This window comes from Pseudobutyrivibrio ruminis, assembly GCF_015057245.1.
GTDB lineage: Bacteria > Bacillota > Clostridia > Lachnospirales > Lachnospiraceae > Pseudobutyrivibrio > Pseudobutyrivibrio ruminis_E.
The window spans coordinates 19,355-32,087 of the sequence record NZ_SVET01000001.1; the positions used below are offsets into that span (position 1 = coordinate 19,355).

At 36.6% G+C, this 12,733-nt stretch carries 16 protein-coding genes; all 16 read right to left on the minus strand.

Translation table 11 applies throughout. From position 1 onward, the window contains the following. Window positions 1-60 precede the first annotated feature (60 nt). Window positions 61-1,347: a histidinol dehydrogenase gene (gene hisD / locus E7274_RS00125; RefSeq protein WP_304172741.1), complete on the minus strand. Its 1,287-nt coding sequence runs from the start codon at window positions 1,345-1,347 to the stop codon at window positions 61-63. Further along, window positions 1,334-1,993, minus strand: coding sequence for an ATP phosphoribosyltransferase (hisG, locus tag E7274_RS00130; protein ID WP_033154127.1), 660 nt, complete (start codon window positions 1,991-1,993; stop codon window positions 1,334-1,336). The genes hisD and hisG overlap by 14 nt, the downstream gene beginning before the upstream one ends. After that, entirely contained in the window at window positions 1,990-2,979 is a 990-nt protein-coding gene (hisZ, locus tag E7274_RS00135; RefSeq protein WP_304172743.1) for an ATP phosphoribosyltransferase regulatory subunit, read from the minus strand. The genes hisG and hisZ overlap by 4 nt, the downstream gene beginning before the upstream one ends. Window positions 2,980-3,086: 107 nt before the next feature. Then, the gene (locus E7274_RS00140) at window positions 3,087-3,617 is read right to left on the minus strand and encodes a Holliday junction resolvase RecU (RefSeq protein WP_304172745.1); all 531 of its coding nucleotides are present in this window, start codon (window positions 3,615-3,617) and stop codon (window positions 3,087-3,089) included. Beyond that, a complete protein-coding gene (locus tag E7274_RS00145; protein ID WP_304172746.1) occupies window positions 3,604-4,539 on the minus strand; it encodes an RluA family pseudouridine synthase in 936 nt (311 codons plus the stop codon). The genes E7274_RS00140 and E7274_RS00145 overlap by 14 nt, the downstream gene beginning before the upstream one ends. Then, the gene (locus E7274_RS00150; RefSeq protein ID WP_304172748.1) at window positions 4,508-6,469 is read right to left on the minus strand and encodes a YgiQ family radical SAM protein; all 1,962 of its coding nucleotides are present in this window, start codon (window positions 6,467-6,469) and stop codon (window positions 4,508-4,510) included. Before E7274_RS00150 ends, E7274_RS00145 begins: the two co-directional genes overlap by 32 nt. Before the next feature lie 68 nt (window positions 6,470-6,537). Beyond that, a complete protein-coding gene (locus tag E7274_RS00155) occupies window positions 6,538-7,251 on the minus strand; it encodes an ATPase (RefSeq protein WP_033154132.1) in 714 nt (237 codons plus the stop codon). Window positions 7,252-7,256: 5 nt separating this feature from the next. After that, the gene (gene coaD, locus E7274_RS00160; RefSeq protein WP_033154133.1) at window positions 7,257-7,745 is read right to left on the minus strand and encodes a pantetheine-phosphate adenylyltransferase; all 489 of its coding nucleotides are present in this window, start codon (window positions 7,743-7,745) and stop codon (window positions 7,257-7,259) included. Window position 7,746: 1 nt separating this feature from the next. Then, a complete protein-coding gene (gene rsmD, locus E7274_RS00165) occupies window positions 7,747-8,298 on the minus strand; it encodes a 16S rRNA (guanine(966)-N(2))-methyltransferase RsmD (protein ID WP_304172750.1) in 552 nt (183 codons plus the stop codon). Window positions 8,299-8,312: 14 nt separating this feature from the next. Beyond that, on the minus strand, window positions 8,313-8,792 hold the full coding sequence (locus E7274_RS00170; RefSeq protein WP_304172751.1) for a CinA family protein: 480 nt from the start codon (window positions 8,790-8,792) through the stop codon (window positions 8,313-8,315). 2 nt (window positions 8,793-8,794) lie between these two features. After that, window positions 8,795-9,337 (minus strand): CDP-diacylglycerol--glycerol-3-phosphate 3-phosphatidyltransferase, encoded by a 543-nt coding sequence (pgsA, locus tag E7274_RS00175; protein ID WP_304173298.1) that lies wholly within the window; start codon window positions 9,335-9,337, stop codon window positions 8,795-8,797. Between the two features lie 11 nt (window positions 9,338-9,348). Then, window positions 9,349-10,680, minus strand: coding sequence for a 30S ribosomal protein S12 methylthiotransferase RimO (gene rimO, locus E7274_RS00180; protein WP_304172753.1), 1,332 nt, complete (start codon window positions 10,678-10,680; stop codon window positions 9,349-9,351). A gap of 3 nt (window positions 10,681-10,683) precedes the next feature. After that, window positions 10,684-10,926, minus strand: coding sequence for a DNA-directed RNA polymerase subunit omega (gene rpoZ / locus E7274_RS00185; RefSeq protein ID WP_033154135.1), 243 nt, complete (start codon window positions 10,924-10,926; stop codon window positions 10,684-10,686). Window positions 10,927-10,928: 2 nt separating this feature from the next. Continuing rightward, window positions 10,929-11,564 (minus strand): guanylate kinase, encoded by a 636-nt coding sequence (gene gmk / locus E7274_RS00190; protein WP_033154833.1) that lies wholly within the window; start codon window positions 11,562-11,564, stop codon window positions 10,929-10,931. Continuing rightward, complete coding sequence (locus E7274_RS00195; RefSeq protein WP_304172755.1) at window positions 11,560-11,820, minus strand: extracellular matrix/biofilm biosynthesis regulator RemA family protein; 261 nt, start codon at window positions 11,818-11,820, stop codon at window positions 11,560-11,562. Before E7274_RS00195 ends, gmk begins: the two co-directional genes overlap by 5 nt. A 1-nt stretch (window position 11,821) precedes the next feature. Further along, complete coding sequence (locus E7274_RS00200; protein ID WP_304172757.1) at window positions 11,822-12,700, minus strand: YicC/YloC family endoribonuclease; 879 nt, start codon at window positions 12,698-12,700, stop codon at window positions 11,822-11,824. Window positions 12,701-12,733: the final 33 nt, after the last annotated feature.

Genomic DNA, 12,733 nt, shown 5'->3' on the forward strand with positions numbered 1-12,733 from the left:
AATTATTTTTACAACCTTTTTTATTATACCTAAATATTACAAAATATCAAAGTAACTATATTACTCAAAACGCACTTTAATTGAGTTTGCATGTGCTGTCAGTTGCTCGTTGTTTGCAAACTTAACAATATCTGGATATACCTTTTCCAAAGCTTCCTTTGAGTAAGAAATAATGCTTGATTTCTTGATGAAATCGTCTACGGAAAGTGGTGAGAAAAATCTCGCTGTTCCATTAGTTGGAAGGACGTGATTTGGTCCAGCAAAATAATCGCCTAATGGTTCCGATGAATACTGTCCAAGGAAAATTGCTCCAGCATTTTTAACGTAAGTCATATCCTCAAATGGATTTGATGTTACGATTTCCAAGTGTTCTGACGCAATTGCATTTACGCAATCAATAGCATCTTTTTTGTTTTCTGCAATTAAGAGATAGCCAAAATTATCAAGTGACTTTTGAATGATATCTTTTCTCGATAGAATTTTTACAAAACGCTCTATCTCGCTTTCTACTTTATCAGCAAGCTCTGCTGAAGTTGTTACTAGGATTGCTGAAGCTAATTCATCATGTTCAGCCTGCGAAAGAAGGTCTGCAGCAACATAAGTTGGATTAGCTGTTTCGTCTGCGAGTACCAATATCTCAGAAGGACCAGCAATAGAATCGATTGAAACATATCCAAATACAGCCTTCTTAGCAAGAGCTACAAATATATTGCCTGGGCCAACAATCTTATCTACCTTTGCGATAGATTCTGTTCCAAAGGCAAGAGCTGCGATTGCTTGTGCACCACCACACTTGTAAATTACATCAACCCCGGCTTCGTTAGCGGCTACTAGTGTACTTGGGTTGACTTTTCCTTCTTTGTTACAAGGTGTTGTCATGTATATTTCAGGAACTCCAGCAACCTTTGCTGGCATAACATTCATTAGAACCGATGATGGATATACAGCCTTTCCGCCAGGTACGTAAACACCTACTCTTGCAAGAGGTGATACTTTCTGGCCAAGGATAATACCTTCCTCGGATGTAAACCAGCTATTCTGCTTTTGTTTTGCGTGATAGCTTTCGATGTTTACAAGGGCTTTTCTTATTACCTCTACAAGCTCTTCTGGAACAAGACTGTAAGCCTCTTCTATTTCTTCTTTTGTTACAACAATATTAGAAGCGTTAATATCTGCTCCATCGAACTGCTTCGTATATGCGAATACAGCTTCATCACCCTTTTGACGTACCGTATTTACGATATCGTTTACAGTACTTTCATATTCGGTATATTGACTTGGGCTACGCTTAAGTAGTGATTCTAGTATGTTGTTTATCGTATCTTTGTTGAGCTTAAGCTTTCTCATTTTCTAATGCTCCCTTCAGCTTTTCAATTAAATCTGTAATTCGTTCATTTTCCATTTTCATTGAAACCTGATTTACAACCATTCTTGCTGATAATGGACAAACTTCTTCTAAAACTACAAGACCATTTTCTCTAAGTGTTGATCCTGTTTCTACAATATCTACAATCACCTCAGATAGACCTACGATAGGTGCTAATTCGATAGAACCATTTAGCTTAATGATTTCTACTGTTTGATTTTTGATATTGTAAAAATAGTCCTTTGCGATTCTAGGATATTTACTTGCTACACGAATAAGCTCATGATGCTTTAATAGCTCTGCTGCTTCGGCTGGTCCACACACGCACATCCGACATTTTCCAAAGCCAAGATCCAATACTTCGTAAATATTTCTATTTTCCTCTAGAATAGTATCCTCGCCAACAACACCAATATCTGCTGCGCCATATTCTACATATGTTGGCACATCAGGACCTTTTGCTAAGAAAAACTTAAGCTTTAAATCTTCATTAACAAAGATAAGCTTTCTAGTATCAGGATCCTTCATTTCTTCACAAGTAATACCAATAGTTTCAAAGAGCTCTAAGGTCTTTTTTGCTAAACGTCCTTTTCCAAGGGCAAATGTTAAATATCTATCTTCACTCATGACTGTCTCCTAAGTGCTAACATTAACTGATCAACTGTAATTGCAAAACCAATAGCTGGAGCTTCCTTTCCAAAGTGGCTTAGAAGGGAATCGTATCTGCCTCCCTTTACAAGAGGCTCACCTACGCCGTAGGAATATCCTGTAAATATAATGCCTGTGTAGTATTTGTATTCAGAAATCATTCCTAGCTCAAATGAGATGTAATCCATCACCTTATTCTTGTTTAATAGCTCATATAGTTTTGCAAGGTACTCTAAAGCATCATAAACTTTTTTATATTTCTTAGCCTTTTCCATATATGGAGCCCATTCTTTAGGTGAATTCATTATTTTGCCTGTGATGTCAAACAAATCAATTAATCCGCGGCTCACTTCTGCTTGCTGTAAAAGCTCTTTTGCACCAAAGAAGTTTTTATTTGAAATAAGATTAATAAGCTTTTCTTCCTGGTCGTCAGAAAGGTTTGCTGCTTCAATTAACCCTCTAACAACATCGATATGGCCCACGCCAATTTCGAATTCTTTTAAGCCCAGCTTCTTTAACGCATTTACGGTAATTGTAAGAATCTCTGCATCAGCATCAACAGAGCTATCTCCAATAAATTCACATCCTGCTTGAGTGCTTTCTTTTAATCGACCCTGAAGACTATGATAATTGATAAAAACATTTCCTTCATAAGAAAGCTTCACTGCCTCATCTGTATCAGAAAAATACATTGCAGCAGCTCTGGCTACTGAAGGTGTAATATCTGGTCTTAGGACTAGTGTATTACCGTCTCTGTCAAAGAACTTAAACATCTCGTTTGATTTGCAGCTACCTACTTCTTTTGAAAATGTATCAAAGTATTCAAATGTAGGTGTAGATATTGGAGAATATCCTGCCTCCTTAAAACATTTTCTAAGATTATAAAGGGCATCTAAACGCTGCTCATATTCACTGTTGTAAATGTCTCTAACTCCTTCTGGAGTGTGTAATGTAAGATTTTTCATTTCGCACCTCTTGTATAAACTTATACTTTAGTCTGCTAATGTAATAAAGTGATTATACAATATAATTGCCCCACAGTCAAATAGACCATGAGGCAATTGCATTGTTATTATTTTCTATTTTTTAAATCTACGTTTATCATATCAAGATAAGGAACTAGCAGATTTGGCTTTGTAGTAAAGAAATATTTTTCATCAAGCTCTTCTATCCTAAAGCTCTTTCTGCCTCCCTCTTGCATTCTATCCCAAAATTCCTTTAGCTTTTCAAAGGTCAGATAATAATATACATCTCTCTCGCTAAAGAAAATAAGAATAAATGCTAGACCATCTTGGGCCTCCCAATTTCCCATGAAATTCACCTGGTGTTCATGTATGTTTTGAAGGGGAAATGTGTCTTTATTACATTCCTTTGCATCAAAACATACAGGAATCCCCTGGATTGCACCCACATAATCGACGGTAGATTTTTGGTCGAAGTAAGCAAGGGTTATATGACCCTTGTTATCCATATCGATAGGTGTGATAGGTGTTGGTATCTTTTGAATGAGGGCTAATCCATTTTCAGCATATACCTCATTTGTTTTATTAATAAATTCTTCGAATGTGGAACCGCGAAGTCCACGTGATTTATATGTAGCCATTAAACTCCCCTGGTAAATCACAGACAAACTTTCTTCCATCAGCAAACTCTATTGAGTATGCATGTAAAAGCTGTCCTCTAACATTTTCTTTTTTATTAATTGATGTGTTTCCGTATTTATTATCACCTAATATAGGATGACCAATTGAAGCCAGGTGCGCCCTTATCTGATGAGTTCTACCAGTGATTAGGTGAATTTCCAGTAAGGTAAATTTATCACCAATATGTGATATAGGCCTGTAAGCTGTTTTAATAGGCTTAGAATCCTTTGTTTCAGTTTTAGTTATAGAAACCTTATTGGTTGCTTCATCTTTTGATAAAAATCCGTCTATCTGCTGAGTTTGCTCAATATTCCCAAGCACCACTGCACGATACAATTTCTTGCAGCTTCTCTCCTTTAATGCTTCGCCAAGCTCCTGAGCTGCTTTAAGTGTCTTTGCAAATAAAACTATGCCTGATGTATTTCTATCTAGCCTGTTACATATGCTAGGATGAAAATGCTTGAAGCTTTCTTCTGTAAGGCCTTTTTCGTTTATCAAATATGAAATGGCCATTTCATTAATAGAGATATCTGATGGTGAATCTTTTTGTGACTTGATTCCAGCAGGTTTGTTAATGATAATCATTTCGTCATCTTCATAAATCACATTGATATTATGGTCTACTTCTTTTAGAGAATGATATAATTCGTCCCTCTCACCGGCTCCTGTCATTTTGGCATATGTTTCATCAGAAAACCAAATCTTTACTATATCACCAGTATTAAGTTTTTCTGTGCCATCAGCTTTTTTGTCGTTAAGTGTAATGTTTTTCTTACGAAGCATTTTGTATATAAAGCTAGTACTTGCTTCACTAAGAACACGTTTTAAATATTTGTCAAAACGCTGATTACTATCGTTTACGTCTATTTTTAGTTCTTTCATTTGTCTTATTTTGTTTTCCAGAAGGCTGTTTTTTAGTATTTTTATTATTTTTTATAGAATTTGATTTTTTGGAGTCATTATTCTTCTTTGAATCACTCTTTTTTGAGTCATTCTTTTTGAATTCCTTGCCTTTAATCTTTCTAGGAGGAATCAAGCATTCCTCTCCAAATCCAATCAAATCTTCTCTGCCTGCTTTTATAAGGGCTTCCTTTACAAGATCATAGTTTTCCGGTCTCTTGTACTGTATGAGAGCTCTTTGCATTGCTTTCTCATGAGGATTCTTGCATATATAAACAGGCTTCATATCCCTAGGATCAATTTCTGTATAGTACATGGTTGTGGAGATTGTACTAGGTGTTGGATAGAAATCCTGTACCTGTTCCGGCGATAAATGATGGTCGCGAAGATACTCTGCCAAAGCAATCGCATCATCTAATGTGCTTCCTGGATGAGAACTCATCAAATATGGTACTAAGTATTGCTTTAAACCAATCTCTTTATTAATCTTGGCATATTTATCACAAAAACTATTATAAACAGAAATATCAGGCTTTCCTAAGTAACTAAGAACATTGTTTGAAATATGTTCAGGAGCTACCTTGAGCTGGCCACTAACATGATACTTACACAGGTCACGAAGGAAGGTGTCGTCTTTGTCATACATTACATAATCGAATCTTACGCCAGAACGAACGAAGACTTTTTTTACCTTTGGGAGCTTGCGAAGCTTTGTAAGAAGGCTTACATAATCCTTGTGATCTACTTCTAGATTGGGACATTTTGTAGGGAATAGACACTGTCTATGCATACACACGCCCTTTTCCATCTGCTTTTTACAAGAAGGATTTCTGAAGTTGGCAGTTGGCCCTCCTACATCATGTATATAACCTTTGAATTCTGGGTCCTGAGTTATAAGCTTTGCCTCATTTATGATAGATTCATGGCTTCGAGACTGGATTATTCTACCCTGATGGAAAGTTAGCGCACAGAAGTTGCAACCACCGAAACAACCACGGTTACTAATCAGTGAAAACTTTACTTCTTTGATGGCTGGTATACCGCCATCTTTTTCATATATTGGATGATATGTGCGCATATATTCAATGGCGTATACATCATCCATCTCCTGTCTTGTTAAAGGCTTCTGAGGTGGATTTTGGATTACATACATAGCACCATCATATGTTTCAACTAGCTTTTTGGCTGTGAAAGCATCCGTATTTACGTACTGAGTATAGAAACTCTTAGCGTATGTCGCTTTATCTGCTTTAATATCCTCGTAAGAAGGCAATATAATTGCATCCTCAGTGAAAGATTTATCTCGAGTTTTAAAAACTGTACCATCGATATATGTAATATCTTTTACATCCATTCCAGATGCAAGACAATCAGCTATTTCTACAACAGAACGCTCTCCCATTCCATAAGAAATCAGGTCCGCACCAGAATCTAAAAGTATAGAACGACGCACCTTATTTGACCAATAGTCATAATGAGCAAGTCTTCTGAGAGATGCTTCTATTCCGCCTATAATGATTGGCTTCTTTTTGTAGGTATGTCTAATCAAATTACAGTACACTACTGTTGCATAGTCTGGTCTTAGACCAATTTTGCCGCCTGGAGAATAGTTGTCGTAATCTCTGCGGTGCTTGGAAACACTGTAATGATTTACCATTGAATCCATGTTTCCTGCACTAACAAAAAATCCCAATCGTGGTTCGCCAAGTATATTGATAGAATTATCATCCTTCCAGTCTGGTTGAGCTATAATGCCCACTGTATATCCATGTAATTCAAGTATACGACAGATAATTGCAGCACCAAATGATGGATGGTCTACATAAGCATCGCCACAGACGTAGACAAAATCTAGCTGTTCGATACCTCTATCTTTCATATCTTGCTTACTAATAGGTAAAAACTGTGCCATATAAACCTCTTAAATAAAATAAGCCAACTGTATGTAATACAAGTTGGCTGTAAAAACTCATCTTATGATTATTCCTTGTTGAAGAACTGCTCAGGAATATCAAGTGCTGGTAAATCCTCATCAGCATCATTAGCGTTTGAAGTGACATTTGCCTGCTGTTGTGGAGCTGGCTCATTCACAGCTGCATCACCTGTAGAATCTAAACTTTGAGCTGGATCAGAATCTCCATCATTTAATGAATCAGGAACAAGCGCTGCTCTGTTTCCATTAACTGTATCTAAATATACCTGCATTGTGCCAAGGAATGCCTCGTCACGAGCTTTTGTAGTATCAATTGCATTTGCAAGGATAGTTTGGATATTTGCTAAGAGCTCATCAGTATAAGCGATAGCACCCATTCTGATGTTATTAGCATCTTCTGTAGCTCTATCAATCTTTTCTTGAGCGTTTTTCTGTGCAATTAAAATTACTTCATTAGCCTGAGCATATGCCTGTTGCATAATTTGATGTTCAGATACAAGTTCGTTAGTCTGAACCTGTGCCTGACTGATTATTTCATCAGCCTTTGCCTTTGCATCTGCGAGAATCTGTTCTCTGTTTGCAATCATTCGCTGATATTTTCTGATTTCATCAGGAGTCTTTGTTCTAAGCTCCTGTAAAAGTGATTCAAGCTCGTCCTTGTTAACTACGATTTTGTTTGTAGAAAAAGCAGATGGCTTACAATCATCAATATAAGCTTCGATTTCGTCAATGATATCTTCAATTTTGCTTGTACTTGCCATGGTAATTACTTCTCCTTGTCTTTAATTTTGGCTTCTATGAGAGGTATAACCTGAGGTGGAACAAATAGGCTGATATCTCCTCCATAAGACGCAAATTCCTTTGCGACTGTAGAACTCAAATAAGAATACTTTAAAGATGTAGGCATAAATAAAGTCTCTAAATCTGGATATTGAACTTTATTTGATTGAGCTATTTGAATTTCGATTTCAAAATCAGTAACAGCTCTAAGCCCTCTAATTATTACCTGTGCATCCTTTGCCTTTGCAAAGTCTACTGTAAGTCCTTCGAAAGAATCGACCTTTACATTGTCTAAATTTTCAGTCAATTCTCTTATCATGTTAACACGTTCATCAATGGAAAACAACGGATTTTTTTGCTTGTTATTTAAAACGCCAACAACAAGTTCATCACAAAGCTTGCTAGCCCTTTTAATAATATCAAGATGCCCATAAGTTATTGGGTCAAAGCTTCCTGGATAAATTGCTCGTCTCATTTTACGCCTTCTTTAAAAATATATGCTTATTAGTCTTGTATAGTTTTTCTTTAGTAATGGTATAGCCTAATTCAGAAACATAGTCTAAATCTGTTTCAAGACTTGCTTCTACTATAATAGTGGTTTCGCTTGAAATATAGCTTTTGTTTGCTAATGATTCCAAAACCTGCTTTTCAATAAGTTTGTTATATGGAGGATCCATAAAAACAAAATCAAACTCTTCACTTCCATTAAGCTTGTTCAATGCTGAAAAAACATCTTCTTTGTAAAGAGTAGCTTCATCAGTGAACTTCGCTTTGGACAAGTTGTTTTCAATACATGAGATGGCTGATTTGTCTTTTTCTACAAAAACAGCTTCACTCGCTCCTCTACTAAGGGCTTCGATTCCCATTTGACCACTGCCTGAAAACAAATCTAAAAATCTGCAATCAGGAATATCAAAAGAAATCATATTAAATAATGTTTCTTTGATTCTATCAGAAGTAGGTCTGGTACCGAGTCCATCAGGAGTTTGTAAATTCATCCCGCGTTTACTTCCGGAAATTATTCTCAAATTTATTACCTCAATTAAATGCTGAGTTCTTTCATGCATTCGTCTAGAAGCTGAAACACTAAATTAGTCGCTTGAGTTCTAACTTCTGTTCTATTTCCAGATAAATGCAATTCTTTAACCTTTACTTTGGATTCGCCATAAGAGCATCCAATATAAACAAGACCCACTGGCTTCTTTGGAGAACCTCCTCCTGGACCAGCAATACCTGTCGAAGATAAACCGAAATCAGCTTTTGCTTTTTTCTTGACCCCGATAGCCATTTCTTTTGCAGTCTGTTCACTAACAGCACCGTAAGCCATAAGTGTTTCATCTTTTACGCCTAAATTTTTCATTTTGGCTTCGTTGGAATATGTAACATATCCTTCATTGAAACAATTTGAGGCTCCAGGAAAATCTACAATGGAACTTGCAATCATGCCGCCTGTGCAAGACTCTGCAGTTGAAACTGTAAGCTTGTTAGCTATCAATCTTTCAAGAATATTGGAAATATCCATAATTAGTTTTGCTCCTTGAGAACTTCACTATTCTGGTATATGTAAATTACAAGTGAAAGAACTGTAAGTATAAGTGATACCCAAATGAATATCTGTCCTAGTACCTGTAACCAACCAAATGGAAGATTTGCAACAAGGATAATAATCATAATCATCTGTGAAACTGTCTTAAGCTTTCCGAAAATGTTTGCTGCAATAACAACCCCATTTTCAGCAGCTATAAGTCTGAAGCCTGAAATAATAAACTCTCTTGCTACAATAATAATAACAATCCAAGCATATAACTGGCCTGTAGAAATAAGACAAATCATTGCTGAACATACTAAAAGTTTATCTGCTAGAGGATCCATAAACTTTCCAAAATTTGTAACAAGATTGTATTTACGTGCAATCTTTCCATCTAACATATCTGTTAGTGATGCTACAATAAAGATTAAATCAGCAATAATACGAAGTGCCTGATTTTCAGGGTTGATAAGTAAAAATAAAACAAAAAATGGAATAAGTACAACTCTGAATAATGTAAGTTTGTTAGGTAAATTCATTTCCTTTAAATTCATAACTTTACATCTCCTATTAAATCATATTCGTCAAAACCTGTAACTTCTACATCTACAAACTGTCCACTTGTAAGCTCAGTATCGCTATTTACAAAAATGAATCCGTCTACTGAAGGTGTATCGCGGTATGTTCTACCGATAAAGACACCGTCTTCTGGAAGCTTTCCTTCGATGAAAACCTTAAGTGTTCTGCCGATGTAGTTTTTATTATTTGCAAGAGAAATGTCTTTTTGGCAAAGCATCACTTCATCTAGCCATTTTTTCTTTAAATCTTCATCCACTTGATTGTCCCAAGTAGCTGCCACAGTTCCTTCTTCTTTTGAGTAAGCAAAAGCGCCAAGTCTATCAAATGACATGTCTTTGATAAATTGCAACAATTCCTCATGCATTTCCTGTGTCTCACCAGGGAAACCGCAAATCAATGTTGTTCTAAGAGAAATATCTGGCATAGCTTTGCGTAATCTGTCCGCAATATTCATAATGTCGGCTTTATTAGTCTTTCTTGCCATATTATGAAGAAGCTGATCATTACAATGTTGAATAGGCATATCAATATAGTGGCAAATCTTTGGCTCTGATGCCATGCATTCAATGAGCTCATCGGTGATTTCCTCTGGATATGCATAGAGAATACGAATCCACTCTATTCCATCAATTTCGCATAGCTTGTGCAGAAGATCTGTAAGAGATTTCTTGCCATAAATGTCCATGCCGTAGACTGTTGTTTCCTGAGCAACAAGAATGAGTTCCTTTACTCCATCTACAGCCAACTGCTTTGCTTCTGCTAAAAGCTTTTCCATAGGTACAGAGCGATAATCGCCACGTAAGTATGGAATTATACAGTAGGTGCAGCGTTTGTTGCAGCCTTCAGCAATCTTAAGGTACGCATAGTGACCACCTGTTGTAAGAACTCTTCGACCATCCTTAGGAAGTCCTTTTAATTCTTTCTTGAAAACAGGCTTTTCACCATTCTTTTCTAAAACAATATTGATTGCATTTATTAATTCATCATATGAATTAGTTCCAATAATAGCGTCAACCTCTGGAAGATCTTTAAGAATATCCTCAGTAAAACGCTGAGCCAGACACCCAGAAACAATAAGTCCCTTAAGTTTGCCTGACTCTTTATATGCTCCTAAATCAATGATGGTCTGGATGCTTTCTTCCATTGCATCAGCGATAAATGAACATGTATTTACAACAATAATATCTGCATCTTCCTCGTTGTCACATATAGTGAAACCATGATCAATAAGATCACCGAGCATATGCTCTGAATCAACAAGGTTTTTATCACAGCCTAATGAAACAAATAATACTTTATTCATAGGTTAGTTGTTTGCATCCTCATTAATAATTTTGATAGCGCCTTCGTTAAGCTCATTAACAGCGATTGAAAGTGGCTTTTCACCCTTCTGGTAGTTGATGAGTGGCTCAGCTCCGTCGATAATCTGACGAGCACGCTTTGCTGTAGCAGCAACGATTGTGTAACGGCTGTTTACAACTGGCTCCTCTCCAACCTCAACATTTTCATTTACCTTTTCCATAAGTTCAACATAAGATGGATGTATCATAATTAATTACTCCTTTCAAATATCTTTAATTCTTCTTGCATTTCTTTGATTGCTGAGCGATTTCTTTCAACTCTGTAATGCTCAGCCTGAATTATATTATGAACCTGATCTACAGCTTTTTCCAATGAATCGTTTACAATCAGGTAATCATACTTGTCCATGTTTTGAGATTCCTTGCATGAAATAGCAAGTCTCTCTTTGATTACTTGTTCAGTTTCTGTGCCTCTGCCAACAAGTCTGTTTTCAAGCTCTTTAGCAGATGGTGGCATTGTGAAAAGTAAAAGTGCATCAGGAAACATTTTCTTAACCTGAAGAGCACCCTGGATTTCTATTTCAAGGATAACGTCCTTTTTACGCTCAATTAACTGCTCTACATAAGCGCGAGGTGTTCCATATGAGTTGCCATTAAATGTTGCATACTCAAGTAACTCGTTGTTTTCTATCATTTTGTCGAATTCTTCTCTTGTTTTGAAGAAGTATTCTCTTCCATCTTTCTCTCCTGCACGAATATCACGTGTTGTTGCGGAAATAGAAAGATTGTAATCATTAGGATGTGCCTCAAGCAAATGCTTCATGATTGTTCCTTTGCCGGCTCCTGAAAAACCAGAAAGAACAATTACAAGACCCTTATCACTAATCATTGTCTGTCTCCTCCTTAAGTGAATTATCGCTAATTCTATTTGCTATTGTATCTGGCATAAGTGCAGATAAAACCACATACTCATCGCATATTATCACACATCTAGTGCGACGCCCCTGTGTTGCGTCAATTATATTGCCCTTTTCTTTTGCATTGGCAACTATACGCTTTGAAGGTGCCGAATCGGAGGTGATCATCGATACAATTTTATTGCTATTAATAATGTTTCCAAAACCTATATTTATAAAAGCCATATTATTCTATATTCTGAATCTGCTCCCTAACCTTTTCTATAAGTGTTTTAAGAGTGATACCGATATCTGCAATTTCTACATCTGTAGATTTTGAAAGAATGGTGTTTGCTTCGCGATTAAGCTCCTGGGCAAGGAAATCAAGCTTTCGGCCAACCTCTTTATCTAAATCAAATACTGATCTGGTTTCAGCTACATGACTCTTCAAACGAACCATTTCCTCATCGATACAAATCTTGTCTGCGTACATTGTAACTTCCTGAGCGATGCGTCCCTCATCGATTTTGGTGTCATCAAGAAGTTCTTGAATCTTTGAAGTGAGACGAGCTTTGTATTCTTCGATAATCTGCGGACTGCGTTTTTCGAGCTTGTCTACAAGAACAAGCATCTCATCCATCTTAGAAATTAAATCAGATTCTAAACGCTGGCCCTCAGCAATTCTTGATTCGATGAATTGATCAATGCAATCTGAAAGAGCTGAAAGAACTAATTCCTTCAGGCTATCTTCATCAGCATCATTTTCTGTAAGCTCAATAACATCTGGAAGACGAACAATGCTGCTAGCTTTCATATCGTTGTCTACACCGAGCTTTTCAGCCATAGCAGAAATAGATTCATAATATTTAGCTGCCATAGCATCGTTTACAGATACCTGATAGCAGGCATCAGAATGCTCGAGTAAAGTGATGTAAACATCTACCTTTCCTCTAAAAATACTTTCGCCAATTTTGTTGCGAACTACACTCTCTAAAAAATTAAGTTTCTTTGGGAGTTTGATATTTAAATCAAGATATCTGTGATTAACAGACTTCATTTCTATTGTGACACGGGCATCAGAATTTTCAGCAAAGCCTTTGCCGTATCCAGTCATACTACGAACCATGTGAAGATGTCTCTCCTTAGAATTTTATAATAA